Here is a 19,027-nt window from a genome sequence, read left to right on the forward strand (position 1 = left end):
AACCACGACGGCATTCCCGATCGGGCCCTAGATCATGCCCAGCAGCAACAGGACCAACAGCACCACCAGCAATGCGCCGATGATCCCCGAGGGCCCGTAGCCCCAGTTGCGCGAATGAGGAAAGACCGGCAGGCCGCCGATCAGCAGCAGGATCAGGATGATCAGAAGAATCGTACCGAGACTCATGGGCGTCGCTCCTGTTCGGCTCATGGGGCAAAGGGCGGGAGATTCCGCCCTTGTAGTTCTCGACCCCCGCCGAGCAACGAAGATTCAATAAATCCGCGACCTCCAGCCTCAGTGGATGACCTTGGGCGCCGGCCCCTTGAGCAGACGCATGAACATCAGCGCCACCGCCTGGGCGTCGCCGAGGGCGGTGTGGCGACCGCTGACCGGCACATCCAGGGCCCGCGCCAGGGTGTCGAAGCGCAGGTCGATGTGTGCGTCGGGAAAATGCCGGCTGACCTTCCGGTGGTACAGCGACGAAATCTCGATGGAGGGGTTGTGCAACTGTCGGTCGAGGAGCTGGCGCAGGTGCCGGTTCAGCACGGCGACATCGAACGACAGATAGTAGCCCAGCAGCGGTCGGTCGCCGATGAACGCCAGCACCTGGCGTAGGGCCTGCTCCAGCTGCAACTGTCCCTCCAGGTCGGCGCGGCGCAGCTTGTGGATGCGGATCGACTCCGCATCCAGGCTCGGCGGCGGCTCGACGTAGAGTTCCAGGCGCTCGCCCATGACCAGTTTGCCGCGCCGCACCAGCACCGCGCCGATGCTGAGGATGTCGGCACGACGCGGGTCGAGGCTGGTGGTCTCGAGATCGAGGGAGATCACTTCCTCCGCCTCGACCGCCTCGTGCATCCACCAATACAGCCGGCGGCGCCAGCCCGGCCAGCGGCTGTCGGGCAACTTGACCATGGTGTTCATCGGGTCTCCAGGTGGAATTGACGGGCCACGCTCTGCTTGAACTTCTTCACCACATGCAGGCCGTAGCGCAGCATGTCGCGATCGTGGCGGCTCATGCCGCTGACGTCCAGGCCCTGCTGGCGACCGTCGCGTTGGCCGGCCAACTGGCGGGTCAGGCGCAGTTGCAGGAACAGCTCGAAAGACTCGCTCAGGTCGTCCGCCAGGCGTGCTTCGAGGACCTTGTGTCGCTTCAGCGCCTCGATCCGTGCCAGGGTCCCGCGGGTCTCCAGGCCTTCGCGCAGGGCCAGGGTGCGGATGCCGTGGACGATGGGGAAGATCCCGCCGCGCTTGAGATCGAGGCGGGCGTCCTGGGTTTTCAGCTGGCCGAGGAAGGTCAGCGGCGTATCGAATTGCAGGGCCGCCGCCGCGATATCCGCCAGCCAGCGCTCGCCGCCGTCGGCGAAACCGCGCAGTTGCCGACGCAACGGCTCGAACAGCTGCAGGTTGCCGGCCACCGGCCAGGCATCGGCCAGGATCGACAGGCGCAACAGCTGCTCCGGCTTGCCCTCCAGCAGCGTCCCGCGCAGCTCCGCCTGCCAGGCCGCCAGCGGCTTGCACCATTCCGGCCGACTGGCCATCACCCCTCCGGGACAGGGCGGATAACCGAACTCCAGCAAGGCCGCGCTGAAGCGCTGCATCATCGCCAGGGCCTGTTCCTGCGGCAGATCGTCGGCCAGGACCAGGGCATTGTCCTGGTCGGTCTTCAGCAACTGCTCGCCGCGTCCTTCGCTGCCCATCACCAGCAAGCAGCAGCGCCCGCGCAGGGTTGGCGGCAGCAACAATTCGAAAAGCCGTTCGAGCAATTGCTCGTTGAGGGCGCTGACCAGCTGCATGATGAAGCGCAGGCGGATACCGTTGCCGGCCAGGGTAGCGATCAGGGTGTCCAGGGTTTCCGCGCAGCGGCGCAGGTCGCCGAGGTCGTCGGCGCGGGCGATGCGCAGCGCCAGGACGTGGGAATGGGTGGAGAACAGGCTGAGCACCTGGGTCAGGTGCAACAGGCCGATCACCTGACCGTCCTCCGTGACCGCGACCCGCTCGATACGCTGGCGCGTCATGAGGATCATCGCGTCGAACAGGAAATCGCCCAGTTCGACGCTGGCCAGCGGACCATGGGCCAACGGCCCGATAGCCTCCAGCTCGCTGCGCCCGTCGCGGAAGTGCGCGCTCATGAGGTCGGTGCGGGTGACGATGCCGAGCTCGGGCCCGTCCCTCTCCAGCCGCACCAGCAGGGCATCGGCGCCGTGGCTCAATTGCAGGCGCGCGGCGTCGCCGAGGGACAGCGAGGCCTCCACCTCCAGCGCCGGCAGCAAGTGCTCGCGGGCGATGCGGGTAAGGATGAACTCGGCAAGGTTCTGCCCGTCGCGCTGGGCCAACTGGCGCTTGGCCGCCAGGTCGGCCTGGAAGAAGCGGGCGAAACCCGGGTTCTCCCCGCACAACTGGTGGAAGCAACTGGCCGGCAGTTCGTAGACGATGCTTTCCTCGATCGCCAGGTAGCGATGCTTGCTGCTGCCGGAAAACAGCCCGCGGACGTCGAACAGGTCGTCCGCGGCGTACTGGGCGAACACTCGCCCGTCGTCGCCGCGCTCCTCGACCACGCCCTTGAGCAGGACGAACAGCCCGGGGACCGCCGAACCGGCCTCCAGCAAGGTTTCCCCCGGCGCGTAGTAGCCTACGCTGAGGGCCTGCTTGAGGGTCTCGCGCTGATGGGGACGCAACTGGTCGAAGGGCGGCGAGGCGAAGTTGAAACTGTCAGGCATGGCTCATCTCGCTGTAACCGGGACGCTGAAACGAAAGGCGGCGGACCGGAAATCCGGCCGCCGCCTCGGGCTACGTCTTCACGTAGCGCTTAGTGGGCCACCGCGCCAGAGGCGCCCAGGCCGGTCTGGGAACGGATGAACTGCGGGAAGAAGCGCGCCCGCTCCTCGTCGGCCGCCGCCGACTTGTCGGTGATGGAGAAGAACCAGATACCGACGAAGGCGACGATCATCGAGAACAGCGCCGGGTACTCGTACGGGTAGATGGCTTTCTCGTGGCCGAGGATCTGCACCCAGATGGTCGGGCCGAGGACCATCAGGCCCACCGCGGTGATCAGGCCCATCCAGCCGCCGATCATGGCGCCGCGGGTGGTCAGCTTCTTCCAGTACATGGAGAGCAGCAGCACCGGGAAGTTGCAGCTGGCGGCGATGGAGAAGGCCAGGCCGACCATGAAGGCGATGTTCTGCTTCTCGAAGAGGATGCCGAGCACGATGGCGACCACGCCCAGGGCCACGGTGGTCATCTTCGAGACCCGCAGCTCGTCCTTCTCGTTGGCCTTGCCGCCCTTGAACACGCTGGCGTACAGGTCATGGGAGACGGCCGAGGCCCCGGCCAGGGTCAGCCCGGCGACCACCGCGAGGATGGTGGCGAAGGCCACCGCCGAGATGAAGCCGAGGAACAGGCTGCCGCCCACCGCGTCGGCCAGGTGCACCGCCGCCATGTTGTTGCCGCCGATCAGGGCGCCGGTGGCGTCCTTGAAGTCCGGGTTGGTGCTGACCAGCAGGATCGCGCCGAAACCGATGATGAAGGTCAGGATGTAGAAGTAGCCGATGAAACCGGTGGCGTAGAACACGCTCTTGCGCGCTTCCTTGGCGTCGCTGACGGTGAAGAAGCGCATCAGGATGTGCGGCAGCCCGGCGGTGCCGAACATCAGCGCGAAGCCCAGGGAGAATGCCGAGATCGGATCCTTGACCAGGCCGCCCGGACTCATGATCGCCTCGCCCTTCGGATGCACCTTGATGGCTTCGGAGAACAGCGTGCTGACGTCGAAGTTGACGTGCTTGAGCACCATGATCGCCATGAACGAGGCGCCGGAGAGCAGCAGCACGGCCTTGATGATCTGCACCCAGGTGGTCGCCAGCATGCCGCCGAACAGCACGTAGAGCACCATCAGGATGCCCACCAGGACCACCGCGACATGGTAGTTGAGGCCGAACAGCAGCTCGATCAGCTTGCCGGCGCCGACCATCTGCGCGATCAGGTAGAACGCCACCACCACCAGCGAGCCGCAGGCCGAGAGGGTGCGGATCTGCTTCTGCTTGAGACGGTAGGAGGCGACGTCGGCGAAGGTGTATTTGCCCAGGTTGCGCAGGCGCTCGGCGATGAGGAAGAGGATGATCGGCCAGCCGACCAGGAAGCCGATCGAGTAGATCAGGCCGTCGTAGCCGGAAGTGAAGACCAGCGCCGAAATACCCAGGAAGGATGCCGCCGACATGTAGTCGCCGGCGATCGCCAGGCCATTCTGGAAGCCGGTGATGCGGCCGCCTGCGGCATAGTAGTCGGCCGCCGAGCGGTTGCGCTTGGATGCCCAGTAGGTGATGCAGAGGGTCGCGCCGACGAAGGCGACGAACATGACGATGGCCGAGACGTTCAGCGGCTGGCGCTGCACGTCGCCGGTCAGCGCGTCGGCCCAGAGGGCCGGAGCGAAGGCCGCAAGGCCGAGCGCGGCAAGGAGACGAGCGATCATTGCTGCGCCTCCTTGAGGATTTCCTGGTTCAGGCTGTCGAACTCGCCGTTGGCGCGACGCACGTACAGGCCGGTCAGGATGAACGCGGCAAGGATCAGTCCGACACCCATCGGGATACCCCAGGTCACGGACGAATCGGGACTGATACGCGCGCCCAGCAGCTGCGGCTGGAAAGCGATCAGCAGGATGAATATCACGTAGAGGCCAAGCATGATCGAAGAAAGTATCCAGGCGAAACGCTCTCGCTTGGCCACCAACTCCTTGAAGCGCGGATTGGTATCAATCCGCTGGTAGATGCTGTCGTTCATTGTTTTTATCCTCACAGCGGGGTGACGCGGAATGTCGTCGAAATCCACTGTAGGACGCTGGTGCAAGCGCTCCAGACGACTTTAGTCGTAGCGTTTCGCCAGCCGCTCTAGACCGGTATTCCCGGGCCTTCCGGCAGATTCCGGAGCCAGCCTTCGGCAAGGAAAAACGCCGTGCCCGGTTGCCCGGGCACGGCGTTCCCCAATCGAACCAGCCGTGCTACTGCACCCAGTCCTTGACCCGTCCCGGGTTGGCCGCCACCCACTGCTTCGCCGCATCCTCGGGTTTGGCGCCCTCCTGGATCGCCAGCATCACCTGGCCGACCTCGTTGCCATCCTTCCAGCCGAACTTCTTCAGGAACTCCCAGACCGGCTTGGCCTTGGCTTCCAGCGCCGGGTTGGCGACGGTGTCGACATGCTCGGTATCGCCATAGACCTTCTTCGGGTCGTCGAGGAACTTCAGCTTCCACTTGGCGAACATCCAGTGCGGAATCCAGCCGGTCACCACCACCGGCTTCTTCTCGTTCTCGGCACGGGTCAGCTCGGCGATCATGCCGCTGCCGGAACTGGCCACCAGCTTGTAGTCGAGGCCATATTGCTTGATCGCCTCGTCGGTCTTGATCATCACCCCGGCGCCGGCATCGATGCCCACCACGCGGCCGCCGAAAGCGTCCTTCTGCGCCTGGAGGTCGGCGATGCCGTTGGCGCTCACGTATTCGGGGACGATCAGGCCGATGCGTGCGTCCGGGTAGTTGATGGCAAGGTTGACCACCTTGTCCTTCATCTTCTCGTAGTAGGCGCCGTGGGTGCCCGGCAGCCAGGCCGAGAGCATGGCATCGAGCTTGCCGCGCGCCACGCCCTGCCACATGATCCCCGCCGCCACCGGCATCAGCTTCACCTCGTAGCCGAGTTTCTCGCGGATCACCTCGGCGGCCACATGGGTGGTCGCCACGCTGTCCGACCAGCCGTCCACGTAACCGATGGTGATCACCGGCTTGTCCGCCGCGGCCGCCATCCCCACCGCCGCCGACATTGCCAGGCCCGCACTCCAGCACAACAGTCGTCGCATCATTCGCATCAGACGTACCCCTTGTTCTATGCCGACGGGGACGCTCCCCGGCGGTCGCGGCACTCTGCGGTGCCGCCGTCCATCATCGGCGCGCCCGGACGGCGGACTGCTCTGAGAACGACACCCATCGCACCCGATAACGACATGTCCCGAACTGCGCTGCGGCCCGCAACGGATGTGCTCCGCGACGGTGCGATCGAAGCGCTCTATGCCCTCGATTGGACAGGCCGATTTCCGCTTGGCCGAGCGCCTGGATAGGCTTTCGCCAAAGAGGAATGATTCTCGATCAAAGGAGAGCAGCCATGCTCAAGACCCTGACCTTCACCGTCATGCACTTCATCATCGCCTTCAGCGTGGCCTATGCGCTGACCGGCAGCATAGCGGTCGGCGGGCTGGTGGCGGCGGTCGAGCCGCTGTGCAACTCGGTCGGTTTCTACTTCCACGAGAAGATCTGGAAACGCTTCGAGAAAGACGGCGCGCCGCGCCCGGCTAGCGCCCACGGCTGGCTGCACCGCCACGCCTGAAGGGAAATTCGCGAGGCACGGCGAAAGGGGAAAAAAACGATTGGAACACTGGCTGCAATAACCCACTGCACTACTGAGGCTTGCAGTTGTCATAGCGGCAGTATATTCACTCAGTACTTTTCCCTCGAAGGGATTCCCCCGATGCCCCACTTCCTCCGTTTCGCTGCCCTGCTCGGCGGCCTCGCCCTCGGTTGTGCCAATCTGGCGCAGGCCCGGGACGTGGACGCCGCGAGCTACGGCTATCCACTGACCAACCCGTTCGAGGCGACCATCGCCACCACGCCGCCGGAACTGCGTCCCGAGCTTCCGCACAGCGAGGACATCGACCAGAAGGACTACAGCCTGAAATTGCGCCCGGAGCGCGAGTTCGCCCTGCCGGACAACTTCTGGCCGGTGAAGAAACTGCGCTACCGCCTGGCCCGCCAGGATCATGCGGCGCCGCTGATCTTCATCATCGCCGGGACTGGCGCCCACTACGCCAGCAGCTTCCCGGAATACCTGAAGAAGCTCTTCTACCAGGCCGGCTACCACGTGGTGCAGTTGTCCTCGCCGACCAGTTGGGACTTCATGGCCAGCGCCTCGCGCTTCGCCACACCGGGCTTTTCCAGCGACGACGCCGATGACCTGTACCGGGTGATGCAGGCGGTGCGCGCGCAGCAGCGCGACCTGCCGGTGACCGACTATTACCTCACCGGCTATAGCCTGGGGGCGCTGAACGCCGCGTTCGTCAGCCACCTCGACGAAAGCCGCCGGAGCTTCAACTTCAAGAAAGTGCTGCTGCTCAACCCACCGGTGAACCTCTACACCTCGGTGAGCAACCTCGACAAACTGGTGGAAACCCAGGTCAAGGGCATCACTGACTCGCGTACCTTCTACGAGGTGGTGCTGAGCAAGCTGACCCGCTACTTCCGGCAGAAAGGCTACGTCGACATCAACGACGCCATGCTCTACGACTTCCAGCAGTCGAAGCAGCGCCTGAGCAACGAGGAAATGGCCATGCTGATCGGCACCTCGTTCCGCTTCTCCGCCGCCGACATCGCCTTCACCTCGGACCTGGTCAACCGTCGCGGCCTGATCACCCCGCCGAACTACCCGATCAACGAAGGCACCAGCCTGGAGCCCTTCTTCAAGCGCGCGCTACAGTGCGACTTCGAGTGCTACATGACTGAGCAACTGATCCCGATGTGGCGAGCCCGTTACGACGGCGGCAGCCTGACCCAACTGGTCAACCAGGTCAGCCTCTACAAGCTGCAGGACTATCTGCACGACAGCCCGAAGATCGCCGTGATGCACAACGCCGACGACGTCATCCTCGGCCCGGGCGACCTCGGCTTCCTCCGCCGGACCTTCGGCGAACGCCTGACCGTCTATCCCTATGGCGGTCACTGCGGCAACCTCAACTACAAGGTCAACGCGCAGGACATGCTGGACTTCTTCGCCACGCCCGCTGCCGGACAGACCCAGGTCGCCAGCGCGGCCCTCACCCAGCAGGCAGGAAACTGATCGATGAGCCGAACCGCACACTGGATGTTCGCCCTTCTGCTGAGCGCTGCCGCCAGCGCCCAGGCCGACCAGGCCGCCGCGCCGGCCGAACTGCCGCCACGCCAGCTCGACGGCGACGGTTTCAGCCGTCCACTGGACCAACTCAAGTTCAATCCCGGCCTGGATCAACGCGAATTCGAGCGCGCCACCCTCGACGCACTGAACATGTACGATCCCTGGGAATCCTGGAACCGCCGGGTCTACCACTTCAACTATCGCTTCGACGAGTGGGTGTTCCTGCCCGTGGTACGAGGCTACGAATACGTCACCCCGCACTTCGTCCGCAGCGGCGTGAGCAATTTCTTCGACAACCTCGGCGACGTGCCCAATCTGCTGAACAACCTCGCCCAGTTGAAGGGCAAGGCGGCGATGGAAACCACCGCGCGGCTGCTGTTCAACACCACCTTCGGCGTGCTCGGCCTGTGGGACCCGGCGACCAAGATGGGCCTGCACAAGCGCAGCGAGGATTTCGGCCAGACCCTCGGCTTCTACGGCGTGGGCAGCGGCCCCTACCTGGTGCTGCCGATCCTCGGCCCGTCCAACCTGCGCGACACCGGCGGACTGGTGGTGGACTACGTCGGCGAATACCAGGTGAACTACCTCAACGTTCCCCAGGCCAGCGGCGACCACCCGGAGATCACCGCCCTGCGCGTGGTGGACAGGCGCTACAACACCAGCTTCCGCTACGGCCAGATGAACTCGCCGTTCGAGTACGAGAAACTGCGCTACATCTATACCGAGGCGCGCAAGCTGCAGATCGCCGAGTGAGACGAAGAACCGTCGCCCTGTGCGGCGGTTTCTTTTCCTCATAACGATTCAATAAATCGATAGGAATTACATAAAACTCGCAACCATATATCGACCAGAGAGGACTATCATCGAGCCATACACGAACCAGGAGGTTCCCATGACCCGCTACCGTGATGTCCTCGAACTGCATACCGGCCACCCCGCCTCCGATGGCGCCGGCGTCCGCCTGACCCGCGTGATCGGCGGCCCGTCCCCGGAACGCTTCGATCCGTTCCTGATGCTCGACCAGTTCGATACCCAGAACCCGGACGACTATGTCGCCGGCTTCCCTTCGCACCCGCACCGCGGCTTCGAGACCGTGACCTACATGCTCGAAGGGCGTATGCGCCACGAAGACCACCTCGGCAATCGCGGCCTGCTCAAGCCCGGCGGCGTACAGTGGATGACCGCCGCCCACGGCATCATCCACAGCGAGATGCCGGAACAGGTGGAAGGCGCGATGCGTGGCTTCCAGCTGTGGGTCAACCTGCCGGCGAAGAGCAAGCTGGCTCCGGCCGGCTATCGCGATATCGAGCCGGAAGACGTGCCACGCCTGGAAACCGCCGGAGGCGTGAAGGTCACGGTGATCGCCGGTCGCTTCGACGACGGCCAGGCGCAGCAGATCGGCGCCGTGGAAAGGCCGGACACCGAGCCGCACTACTACGACCTGCAACTGCCTGCCGGCGGCCGCATCGCCCCGCGCCTGCCGGACGGCCATCGCGTGCTGCTGTACGTCTACGAAGGCAGCCTGACGGTGGAAGGCGAACGCCCGGTGGAAATCGCCACCAATCGCCTGGCTCGGCTGTCCGAAGAAGGGGAACTGAGCCTGCGCAGCGAAGCCGGCGCGCGGGTACTGGTGCTCGCCGGCAAGCCGTTGCGCGAGCCGATCGTCCAGTACGGTCCGTTCGTGATGAACAGCCGCGAGGAAATCGAGCAGGCGCTACGCGACTATCGCGACGGTGTCCTGGCCGTCTGAGCCGTGCGCGAGCCGCCCTTCGGGGCGGCTTTTTCCTTCCGCCTGTCCCGTCCTGAATAAGGTTTACCGCTCGATCCGCAGGAAGCGCTCCAGTTCCGCCCGCTTGCCCATCGCATCGTGGTAGCCCAGTTCGATCAGTTCGCTGCAATAGCCGCGCTCGAACAACAGGTAGCTCAATACCCCCGCCCCGCTGGCGCGGGTCGCTCCGGGACCGCGCAGGAAAAGCCGCAGCACCCGCGACAGCTCCCGGTAGTGCCGCGCGGCGATCTCGTCCAGCGGCCGGCTCGGCGACACCAGCAATACCTCCACCGGCTCCAGCCCACCCGCCTGGCGGCGCACCTCCGGCGCCACCAACTGGCCGATCTGGTTCATCCGCTGCAACTGCTCGATGTCGCCTTCCAGGCTGTCGATGAAGGTGCTGTTCAACAGGTGGGCGCCGATCTGCGCCAGGCTCGGCGGTCGGTCGGACGGCGGCAGGCCGGTCATGGCACTGTCGCCACCGGTGGCCGGATTGCCGCTGACGCCGATCACCAGCACCCGCGTGGCGCCCAGGTGCAACGCCGGGCTGATGGGCGCCTGGGAACGCACCGCGCCGTCGCCGAAGTATTCGCGGTTGATCCGCACCGGCGGGAACAGCAGCGGGATCGCCGCGCTGGCCAGCAGGTGCCGAAGCTCCAGGCGGGTGGGAATGCCCAGGCGCCGATGGCGTACCCAGGGATCGATGGTCGCGCGCCCCTGGTAGAAGGTCACCGCCTGCCCCGACTCGTAGCCGAACGCGGTCACCGCCACCGCGCGCAACTGGCGCTGGCGCACCGCCGCATGAATCCCGGAAAAATCCAGCTCACGTGCCAGCAGCTCATGCAACGGCCGGTTGTCCAGCAACGCCACCGGCACCCGCCGCCCCAGGCCGAGCAGGCTATGGCCGAGGAAGCGCGAGGCCTGGCGGGTCACGCCCGGCCAGTCGCTGCGATAGACATGTTCGGTGCGGAATCCCTGCCAGACCGCGGTCAGGCGCTGGATCGCCTGGCGGAATTGCAGGGCGCCGCAAGCCAGGCCAACGGCGTTGATGGCGCCGGCGGAGGTACCGACGATGACCGGGAAAGGATTGCCGGCGCTGTCCGGCAGCAGGTCGGCGATGGCGGCCAGGACGCCGACCTGGTAGGCCGCGCGGGCGCCGCCCCCGGAAAGGATCAGGCCGGTGAGCGGCGGACGTGGGGCAAGGGGATCGGACACAGCGGGGCTTCCGTCATGAACTGCGGCGAGTATAGCCAGACCCCGCGCGCGTCCGGAATGCCCGTCCTCAGCGCTTGCGCCGTTTCGGATAGAGCTTGGCTTCGCCTGGCGGGCGGGTCTTGAAACGCCGGTGCGCCCACAGGTACTGCTCGGGCTGCTGGCGCACGCAGCGCTCGACCCACTGGTTGATCCGCAGGCAATCGGCTTCCTCGCTCTCGCCGGGGAAGTCCTCCAGCGGCGGGTGGATGGTCAGGCGGTAACCGCTGCCATCGGCCAGACGGCTCTGGGTGAACGGCAACACCCGCGCCCGGCCCAGGCGGGCGAACTTGGTAGTGGCGGTGACGGTGGCCGCCGGGATGCCGAACAGCGGCACGAACAGACTCTGCTTGGCGCCGTAGTCCTGGTCCGGTGCGTACCAGATGGCGCGGCCGCCACGCAGCACCTTGAGCATCGAGCGCACGTCCTCGCGCTCGATGGCGGTGGCATCGAGGTTATGCCGCTCGCGGCCACGGCGCTGGATGTAGTCGAACACCGGGTTGTCGTGCTCACGGTACATGCCGTCGATGGTGTGCACCTGGCCGAGCAGCGCCGCGCCGATCTCCAGGGTGGTGAAATGCAGAGCCATGAGGATCACCCCCTCGCCCTTGGCCTGGGCCTCGCGCAGATGCTCCAGGCCTTCTATATGGGCAAGACGGGCCAGGCGCGCCTTCGGCCACCACCAGCTCATGGCCATCTCGAAGAAGGCGATGCCGCTGGAGGCGAAGTTCTCCTTCAGCAGACGCTCGCGTTCGGCGGGCGACTTTTCCGGAAAGCACAGTTCGAGGTTGCGCGCGGCAATCTCGCGGCGCGAGCCGACCAAGCGGTACATCAGCGCCCCCAGGCCACGGCCGAGCATCAGCAGGACGGGATAAGGCAACTGCACCACCAGCCAGAGCAGCCCCAGGCCGAACCAGAGCGGCCAGTAGCGGGGATGGAGGAAAGCGCTGGAGAAACGGGGGCGATCCATGGACGGTTCCGACGACGATCAAAGCCCGCCATTCTACCCTGCCCGCCGTCCCGGCGGGACGCCGCGTTGCCGATCGATGCCGCCCCGGCTATCTGCCACGCTTGCGGGCATCCGGCGTTCTCGTTATAAGTCCCTGCAATTCAACGACCGACAAGCCCCATGAGCCAAGCCGACCTCCTCGATCAAGACCCCGTATTCCAGCTCAAGGGCAGCATGCTCGCGGTGACCATCCTCGAACTGGCGCACAACGACCTGGCGAGGCTCGAACGGCAACTCGCCGACAAGGTGGCGCAAGCGCCCAACTTCTTCCGCGACACCCCCCTGGTCATGGCCCTCGACAAGCTGCCCGAAGGCGAAGGCCGCCTTGACCTGCCGGCGCTCCTCGAGGTCTGTCGCCGCCACGGCCTGCGCACCCTGGCGATCCGCGCCGGGCGCGAGGAGGACATCGCCGCCGCCCAGGCCCTGGACCTGCCGGTGCTGCCGCCCTCGGGCGCCCGCGAACGACCGCTGGACATCAAGGACAGCGCCCCGCGCAAGCCTGCCGAAGAGCCCAGCCCGAGCGTCGGTGAAGCCAGGCCCGAGCCGGCCAAGGCGGAAGAGAAGCCCGCCGAGCCCGTCAGCCGCCCGACCAAGGTGGTGAAGACCCCGGTGCGCGGCGGCATGCAGATCTACGCCGCCGGCGGCGACCTGATCGTGCTGGCCGCGGTCAGTCCCGGCGCGGAACTTCTCGCCGACGGAAACATCCATGTGTACGGCCCGATGCGCGGACGCGCACTGGCCGGCGTGAAAGGCGACGCCACGGCGCGAATCTTCTGCCAGCAGTTGGCCGCCGAACTGGTCTCCATCGCCGGTAACTACAAGGTCGCGGAGGACCTGCGACGCAGCCCGCAGTGGGGCAAGGCAGTGCACGTCAGCCTGTCGGGTGACGTGTTGAACATCACCCGCCTTTAACGGATACTGCCGCCACTTTCAGGGACCAGAATTCTTACGTTTTTCATTGGGGTGAATCACCTTGGCCAAAATTCTCGTAGTCACTTCCGGTAAGGGTGGCGTCGGTAAAACCACCACCAGCGCAGCTATCGGCACCGGCCTGGCCTTGCGCGGTTTCAAGACCGTCATCGTCGACTTCGACGTCGGCCTGCGTAACCTCGACCTGATCATGGGCTGCGAACGCCGCGTGGTGTACGACTTCGTCAACGTCGTCAACGGCGAGGCCACCCTCACCCAGGCCCTGATCAAGGACAAGCGCCTCGAGAACCTGCATGTCCTGGCCGCCAGCCAGACCCGCGACAAGGACGCCCTGACCAAGGAAGGTGTCGAGAAAGTCATGGCCGAGCTGCGCAAGGACTTCGAATACATCATCTGCGACTCCCCGGCGGGCATCGAGAAAGGCGCCCACCTGGCCATGTACTTCGCCGACGAAGCGATCGTCGTGACCAACCCCGAGGTTTCCTCGGTACGCGACTCCGACCGCATGCTCGGCCTGCTGGCAAGCAAGTCGCAGCGCGCCGAGAAAGGCGAGGAGCCGATCAAGGAACACCTGCTGCTGACCCGCTACAACCCGGAGCGCGTCACCAAGGGCGAGATGCTCGGCGTCGACGACGTCGAGGAAATCCTCGCCATCCGCCTGCTCGGGGTGATCCCGGAATCCCAGGCCGTGCTCAAGGCGTCGAACCAGGGCGTGCCGGTGATCCTCGACGAGCAGAGCGACGCCGGCCAGGCGTACAGCGATGCGGTCGACCGCCTGCTCGGCAAGGAAATACCGCATCGATTCCTCGATGTGCAGAAGAAAGGATTCCTGCAAAGACTGTTCGGAGGACGTGAATGAGCCTTTTAGACTTCTTTCGCAGTCGGAAATCGCAGAACAGCGCTTCCATCGCGAAAGAACGACTGCAGATCATCGTTGCCCACGAACGTGGCCAGCGCGCACAGCCGGATTATCTGCCCCAGTTGCAGAAAGACCTGCTGGAAGTGATCCGCAAGTACGTACCGATCGACCAGGAGCAGATCCAGGTGGAACTGGAGAACCAGGGCAACTGCTCGATCCTGGAACTCAACATCACCCTGCCGGATCGTTGATTCGCCCAGGGTCCATACTGCGGCGGCCATTGGCCGCCGCAGTCGTTTCACCGAGCCTGCCCCGCCAGGCTCCCTGCCGCCTCCCGGCGATGAGCCCGTTCGCTATGCCGCTGTCCCAGATTCGAATCGTTCACCAGGATGACGCCCTGCTGGTGGTCGACAAGCCCACCCTGCTGCTGTCGGTGCCCGGCCGCGCCGATGACAACAAGGACTGCCTGGTCACCCGCCTGCAGGAAAACGGCTATCCCGAGGCCCGCATCGTCCACCGCCTGGACTGGGAAACCTCCGGCCTGATGGTGCTCGCCCGCGACGCCGACAGCCACCGCGAGCTGTCCCGCCAGTTCCACGACCGCGAGACCGAGAAAGCCTATACCGCCCTTTGCTGGGGCCTGCCGGAACTGGACAGCGGGCGCATCGAACTGCCGCTGCGCTACGACCCGCCGACCAAGCCGCGTCACGTGGTGGACTTCGAGCACGGCCGCCACGCCCTGACCTTCTGGCGTGTGGTCGAGCGTCATGAGCGCTGGAGCAGGGTCGAGCTGACGCCGATCACCGGCCGTTCGCACCAGTTGCGCGTGCACATGCTCTCCATCGGCCATCCGCTGCTCGGCGACCGCCTCTACGCCAACCCCGAAGCCCTCGCCGCCCACGAACGCCTGTGCCTGCACGCCAGCCTGCTGTGCCTGACCCATCCGCAGAGCGGCGAACGCCTGCGCTTCGAGTCGCCGGCGCCGTTCTGAGCCTTCCCCGCCGCGTCCCGGCCCGCCGGGACGCCGCCCGCCGATTTCCGGTACCCCGTCTTGCCATACAACGACCAGCTTCCGCTTTTTCTGGCCGGCCCCGCCGCCAACGACCTGAACCCCGTCGGACAATACGATAGACTGCATGGATTGCCGTCCGGAGCCACTATGCGCGCAGAACTCAACCAGGGCCTGATCGATTTCCTCAAGGCCTCGCCCACGCCTTTCCATGCTACCGCCAGCCTCGCCCGCCGCCTGGAAGCCGCCGGCTACCGCCGCCTCGACGAGCGCGACGCCTGGCACACCGAAGCCGGCGGCCGCTACTACGTGACCCGTAACGACTCGTCGCTGATCGCCATCCGCCTGGGCCGTCGCTCGCCCCTGGAAAGCGGCTTCCGCCTGGTCGGCGCGCACACCGACAGCCCCTGCCTGCGGGTCAAGCCGAACCCGGAGATCGCTCGCAACGGCTTCCTCCAGCTCGGCGTCGAAGTCTATGGCGGCGCCCTCTTCGCCCCCTGGTTCGACCGCGACCTGTCACTGGCCGGGCGCGTCACCTTCCGCGCCAATGGCAAGCTGGAAAGCCGCCTGGTCGACTTCCGCAAGGCCATCGCGGTAATCCCCAACCTGGCCATCCATCTCAACCGCGCCGCCAACGAGGGTTGGCCGATCAACGCGCAGAACGAACTGCCGCCGATCATCGCCCAACTGGCGCCGGGCGAGGCCGCCGACTTCCGCCTGCTGCTCGACGAACAGCTGCTGCGCGAGCACGGCATCACCGCCGACGTGGTACTGGACTACGAGCTGTCGTTCTACGACACCCAGTCCGCCGCGGTGGTAGGCCTCAACGACGAGTTCATCGCCGGGGCGCGCCTGGACAACCTGCTGTCCTGCCACGCCGGCCTGGAAGCTCTGCTCAACGCCGAAGGCGACGAGAACTGCATCCTGGTCTGCACCGACCACGAGGAAGTCGGTTCCTGTTCGCATTGCGGCGCCGACGGCCCGTTCCTCGAACAGGTACTGCGCCGCCTGCTGCCGGAAGGCGACGCCTTCAGCCGGGCGATCCAGCGCTCGCTGCTGGTCTCGGCCGACAACGCCCATGGCGTACACCCGAACTACGCCGACAAGCACGACGCCAACCATGGCCCGGCGCTGAACGGCGGTCCGGTGATCAAGATCAACAGCAACCAGCGCTATGCCACCAACAGCGAAACCGCCGGCTTCTTCCGCCACCTCTGCCAGGACAGCGAAGTGCCGGTGCAGAGCTTCGTGACCCGCAGCGACATGGGATGCGGCTCGACCATCGGCCCGATCACCGCCAGCCAGATCGGCGTGCGCACCGTCGACATAGGCCTGCCGACCTTCGCCATGCACTCGATTCGCGAGCTGGCCGGCAGCCATGACCTGGCGCACCTGGTCAAGGTGCTCGGCGCCTTCTACGCCAGCAGCGAGCTGCCCTGAGCGCCAGCCTCGCTCACGCCCCGGGCATTCGCCCGGGGCCACTCAGGCGTGCGCAGCGTGCCATTCGCTGCGCAACAGCGTGTAGATCGCATGGTCGTGGGCACGCCCGGCGATGATCTCGTTGGCCCGGATCACTCCGTCGCGCCGGAAGCCCTGGCGCTCGGCGGCGCGCTGGCTGCGCAGGTTCTCGGTGGAACAGCGGATCACCAGGCGCTGCCGGTCGTAGCCAAGGAAACCCAGCTCGATCGTCTTCCCCAGCGCCCTGGCGAGCAGCCCGCGCCCTTGCGCGGACGCCGCCAGCCAGTAGCCGATGCTGGCGCTGCGGCTGTCCTCGGTGAAATCGTGCAGGTCGATGACGCCGACCAGGCATCCGGATTCGACGATCCCGCAGCGGCAACTTCTGCGCTCCGCCCACAACCGCTGGCCTTCGCCAATGAAACGGCGGGTATCGTCCGCGCTCTGCGTCAGTGGCACCCACGGCATCCAGGGCGCCAGGTGCTCGCTGTTGGCGCGCACCAGGCGGAACAGTTCCTCGGCGCGCGGCTGGTCGAGCAGCTCCAGGTGCAGGTCGGACGAAATCGGCAGTATGAACATGCGAGGGCTCCTTTTCCCGGGAGCCCATCCTCGCAGAAGGTGCCGCAGGTCGTCGACGCGTGGCGTTACTGCGGTACCTCGACGCTGATATGGATGGCGTCGTGGCGCCAGAACTCCAGGTCGCAGTCGATCAGCCGACCACGCTGGTCGCGGTTGATCCGGCTGATGCGCAGGGCCGGGCTGCCCACCGCCACCTTCAGCGGCGCCGCAGCCTCGGCATGCAGTGCAGTGGGCACCATGTCGAAACGCACCCGCCCATAGTGGATGCCGTACTCGCTGGCATAGAGTTCGGTCAGCGAGCGGGTCAGGTCGTGGCCGAGGATTCCGGGGAAGTACTGCGCGTTCAGGTAGTGCTCGACATACAGCACCAGCCGCCCGTCCACCCGCCGCGCCCGGCGGATCTGGTAGACGCTGGACAGCGCCGGCAGCTCCAGCAGCTCGCAGACCGCCGCGCTCGCCGGCATCTGCCGGGCCGACAGAACCTCGGTCGCCGGCACCCGGCCCTGTTCGCTGACCATCGCATGGAAGTGGCTGCGGACCAGCGGGTTATAGGCCAGCCGCTCGGGGGAGACGAACCAGCCGCGGCGCTCCTCGCGGTAGATCAGGCCCTGCGACTCCAGCTGGATCAGCGCCTCGCGCAGGGTGATCCGGGTCGTCGCGAACAGCTCGCTGAGCTTGCGCTCGGCCGGCAGCTTGCCACCCGCCGGCAGCAGACCATGGCCGATCTGCTCGCTGAGCGCCCGGCAGATCGCCGTTACGGTGGGTAGCGCTTCGTCACGCATCGACTGCTTCCTTATTGGTCTAGTCCAGCCCCAGCCAGGGGCACTTCCACCGGCCCGCCCTGCGCCTCCGGCTCGTCCGATGCTAGGAAACCCAGATGACCGGGACGTGACAGGCACAAGACAGCGGTCTTCCCGGAGGCGCCCGACGCCCATGGAATCGAGGGCTTAAGCATGGTCTACGCTTCTGCGGATGCAAGCCGCGGCGATGCCAGGCGCGGCTAGCTGACATGAAACCGTCATCCAGCGGCTCTAGATTGGCCTGGGTCTTGCTGATCTAGACCACACCCGCGGCAGTCCCGCCCGAAGGAGCGTCGAGAACTCCCGAGGCTGCCCGACCGAACCTCTCGAACGAAGGAGCACCGAATGAAACGCATGCTTGCTTCATTGCTGGGAACCGCCATCGCCCTCGGCAGCGGCCTGGCGTTGGCCGCCGAAGCGGACCTGCAGGCGCTGGAACAGGCCGCGCGCAAGGAAGGCCAGGTCAACAGCGTCGGCATGCCCGACAGCTGGGCGAACTGGAAGGACACCTGGAAGGACCTTGAGAGCAAGTATGGGCTCAAGCACATGGATACCGACATGAGTTCGGCCCAGGAGCTGGCCAAGTTCAAGGCCGAGAAGGACAACGCCAGCGCCGACATCGGCGACGTCGGCGCCGCCTTCGGCCCCATCGCCGTGCAGCAGGGCGTCAGCCAGCCGTACAAGCCGAGCACCTGGGAACAGATCCCGGCCTGGGCCAAGGACCAGGACGGCCACTGGGCGCTCGCCTACACCGGGACCATCGCCTTCATCGTCAACAAACAACTGGTGAAGGACGTACCGCACAGCTGGGCCGACCTGCTGCAGGGCAAGTACAAGGTCACCATCGGCGACGTCAGCGCTGCCGCCCAGGCGGTCAATGGGGTGCTCGCCGCGGCCATCGCCAACGGCGGCGACGAGAAGAACATCAAGCCGGGCCTGGAGTTCTTCGGCAAGATCGCCAAGCAGGGCCGCCTGTCGCTGACCAACCCGGTGATCGCCACCCTGGAAAAAGGCGAGGTCGAAGTCGGCATCGTCTGGGACTTCAACGGCCTCAGCTACCGCCAGCAGATCGACCCGGAGCGCTTCGAGGTGCTGATCCCCTCGGACGGCTCGGTGATCTCCGGCTACACCACCATCATCAACAAGTACGCCAAGCACCCGAACGCCGCCAAGCTCGCCCGCGAGTACATCTTCAGCGACGCCGGACAGATCAACCTGGCCAAGGGCAACGCGCGACCGATCCGCGCCGAGAGCCTGACCCTGCCGGACGACGTGAAGGCCCAACTGCTGCCCAACGAGCAGTACGCCAAGGCCCAGCCGATCAAGGACGCCAAGGCCTGGGAGGAAACCTCCAAGCGCCTGCCGCGGCAGTGGCAGGAAGCGGTGATCATCAACATGCAGTGACGCGGAGCGCGGCCGCCCTCGCCGGCGGCCGCCCCGCATCGACGGA

The 19,027-nt window shown here is 65.9% G+C and carries 20 protein-coding genes; 10 read left to right on the forward strand and 10 right to left on the reverse strand.

Going from position 1 to position 19,027, the window contains the following annotated elements; all coding sequences use genetic code 11:
- Window positions 1–27: 27 nt before the first annotated feature.
- The 6 genes from HMPREF2914_RS10700 to HMPREF2914_RS10725 form a co-directional block, all read right to left on the reverse strand.
- On the reverse strand, window positions 28–186 hold the full coding sequence (locus tag HMPREF2914_RS10700; protein WP_003109182.1) for a DUF3309 family protein: 159 nt from the start codon (window positions 184–186) through the stop codon (window positions 28–30).
- Between the two features lie 108 nt (window positions 187–294).
- On the reverse strand, window positions 295–921 hold the full coding sequence (locus tag HMPREF2914_RS10705; protein WP_003114810.1) for a 3'-5' exonuclease: 627 nt from the start codon (window positions 919–921) through the stop codon (window positions 295–297).
- Window positions 918–2,717 carry a CBS domain-containing protein gene (locus HMPREF2914_RS10710; protein WP_003116398.1) on the reverse strand — a complete coding sequence of 600 codons (1,800 nt, stop codon included), beginning with the start codon at window positions 2,715–2,717 and terminating at the stop codon, window positions 918–920. Before HMPREF2914_RS10710 ends, HMPREF2914_RS10705 begins: the two co-directional genes overlap by 4 nt.
- Window positions 2,718–2,806: 89 nt before the next feature.
- Window positions 2,807–4,462 carry a cation acetate symporter gene (locus tag HMPREF2914_RS10715; RefSeq protein ID WP_003091546.1) on the reverse strand — a complete coding sequence of 552 codons (1,656 nt, stop codon included), beginning with the start codon at window positions 4,460–4,462 and terminating at the stop codon, window positions 2,807–2,809.
- Window positions 4,459–4,770 (reverse strand): DUF485 domain-containing protein, encoded by a 312-nt coding sequence (locus HMPREF2914_RS10720; protein ID WP_003091547.1) that lies wholly within the window; start codon window positions 4,768–4,770, stop codon window positions 4,459–4,461. Before HMPREF2914_RS10720 ends, HMPREF2914_RS10715 begins: the two co-directional genes overlap by 4 nt.
- A 217-nt stretch (window positions 4,771–4,987) precedes the next feature.
- Window positions 4,988–5,845, reverse strand: a complete 858-nt coding sequence (locus tag HMPREF2914_RS10725) for a glycine betaine ABC transporter substrate-binding protein (RefSeq protein WP_021265067.1) — start codon at window positions 5,843–5,845, stop codon at window positions 4,988–4,990.
- A gap of 293 nt (window positions 5,846–6,138) precedes the next feature.
- On the opposite strand from HMPREF2914_RS10725, the gene HMPREF2914_RS10730 reads away from it, so the two are divergent.
- From HMPREF2914_RS10730 to HMPREF2914_RS10745, 4 genes are all read left to right on the forward strand, one after another.
- Entirely contained in the window at window positions 6,139–6,360 is a 222-nt protein-coding gene (locus HMPREF2914_RS10730; protein WP_003091551.1) for a DUF2061 domain-containing protein, read from the forward strand.
- Window positions 6,361–6,501: 141 nt separating this feature from the next.
- Window positions 6,502–7,863, forward strand: coding sequence for an alpha/beta fold hydrolase family protein (locus HMPREF2914_RS10735; protein WP_003114807.1), 1,362 nt, complete (start codon window positions 6,502–6,504; stop codon window positions 7,861–7,863).
- 3 nt (window positions 7,864–7,866) lie between these two features.
- Window positions 7,867–8,670 (forward strand): MlaA family lipoprotein, encoded by an 804-nt coding sequence (locus HMPREF2914_RS10740; RefSeq protein ID WP_019484617.1) that lies wholly within the window; start codon window positions 7,867–7,869, stop codon window positions 8,668–8,670.
- 139 nt (window positions 8,671–8,809) lie between these two features.
- Entirely contained in the window at window positions 8,810–9,667 is an 858-nt protein-coding gene (locus HMPREF2914_RS10745; protein ID WP_003109175.1) for a pirin family protein, read from the forward strand.
- A 63-nt stretch (window positions 9,668–9,730) separates the two neighbouring features.
- Here HMPREF2914_RS10745 and HMPREF2914_RS10750 read toward each other — a convergent pair whose 3' ends face one another.
- Both HMPREF2914_RS10750 and HMPREF2914_RS10755 read right to left on the reverse strand, forming a co-directional pair.
- Entirely contained in the window at window positions 9,731–10,900 is a 1,170-nt protein-coding gene (locus HMPREF2914_RS10750; protein ID WP_003091575.1) for a patatin-like phospholipase family protein, read from the reverse strand.
- Between the two features lie 67 nt (window positions 10,901–10,967).
- Window positions 10,968–11,906 carry a lipid A biosynthesis lauroyl acyltransferase gene (locus HMPREF2914_RS10755; protein WP_003091577.1) on the reverse strand — a complete coding sequence of 313 codons (939 nt, stop codon included), beginning with the start codon at window positions 11,904–11,906 and terminating at the stop codon, window positions 10,968–10,970.
- A gap of 159 nt (window positions 11,907–12,065) precedes the next feature.
- Here HMPREF2914_RS10755 and minC point away from each other — a divergent pair, with 159 nt between their 5' ends.
- The 5 genes from minC to HMPREF2914_RS10780 all read left to right on the forward strand — a co-directional run bounded on the left by minC (window position 12,066) and on the right by HMPREF2914_RS10780 (window position 16,183).
- Window positions 12,066–12,857 (forward strand): septum site-determining protein MinC, encoded by a 792-nt coding sequence (gene minC, locus HMPREF2914_RS10760; RefSeq protein ID WP_003091578.1) that lies wholly within the window; start codon window positions 12,066–12,068, stop codon window positions 12,855–12,857.
- A 61-nt stretch (window positions 12,858–12,918) separates the two neighbouring features.
- Window positions 12,919–13,734 (forward strand): septum site-determining protein MinD, encoded by an 816-nt coding sequence (gene minD, locus HMPREF2914_RS10765; RefSeq protein ID WP_003091579.1) that lies wholly within the window; start codon window positions 12,919–12,921, stop codon window positions 13,732–13,734.
- Window positions 13,731–13,985, forward strand: a complete 255-nt coding sequence (minE, locus tag HMPREF2914_RS10770) for a cell division topological specificity factor MinE (RefSeq protein ID WP_003091581.1) — start codon at window positions 13,731–13,733, stop codon at window positions 13,983–13,985. The genes minD and minE overlap by 4 nt, the downstream gene beginning before the upstream one ends.
- Window positions 13,986–14,089: 104 nt before the next feature.
- Window positions 14,090–14,725: an RluA family pseudouridine synthase gene (locus HMPREF2914_RS10775; RefSeq protein WP_003091582.1), complete on the forward strand. Its 636-nt coding sequence runs from the start codon at window positions 14,090–14,092 to the stop codon at window positions 14,723–14,725.
- Window positions 14,726–14,893: 168 nt separating this feature from the next.
- On the forward strand, window positions 14,894–16,183 hold the full coding sequence (locus tag HMPREF2914_RS10780; protein ID WP_023091527.1) for a M18 family aminopeptidase: 1,290 nt from the start codon (window positions 14,894–14,896) through the stop codon (window positions 16,181–16,183).
- A 42-nt stretch (window positions 16,184–16,225) separates the two neighbouring features.
- Here HMPREF2914_RS10780 and HMPREF2914_RS10785 read toward each other — a convergent pair whose 3' ends face one another.
- On the reverse strand, window positions 16,226–16,777 hold the full coding sequence (locus HMPREF2914_RS10785; RefSeq protein WP_003091584.1) for a GNAT family N-acetyltransferase: 552 nt from the start codon (window positions 16,775–16,777) through the stop codon (window positions 16,226–16,228).
- A gap of 65 nt (window positions 16,778–16,842) precedes the next feature.
- Window positions 16,843–17,559: a UTRA domain-containing protein gene (locus tag HMPREF2914_RS10790; protein WP_003091585.1), complete on the reverse strand. Its 717-nt coding sequence runs from the start codon at window positions 17,557–17,559 to the stop codon at window positions 16,843–16,845.
- Between the two features lie 363 nt (window positions 17,560–17,922).
- Here HMPREF2914_RS10790 and HMPREF2914_RS10795 point away from each other — a divergent pair, with 363 nt between their 5' ends.
- Window positions 17,923–18,981, forward strand: a complete 1,059-nt coding sequence (locus HMPREF2914_RS10795) for an ABC transporter substrate-binding protein (RefSeq protein WP_003091586.1) — start codon at window positions 17,923–17,925, stop codon at window positions 18,979–18,981.
- The last annotated feature ends 46 nt before the right edge of the window (window positions 18,982–19,027 follow it).

Source organism: Pseudomonas sp. HMSC067G02 (genome assembly GCF_001813485.1).
In the GTDB taxonomy this organism is placed as follows: Bacteria; Pseudomonadota; Gammaproteobacteria; order Pseudomonadales; family Pseudomonadaceae; genus Pseudomonas; species Pseudomonas aeruginosa.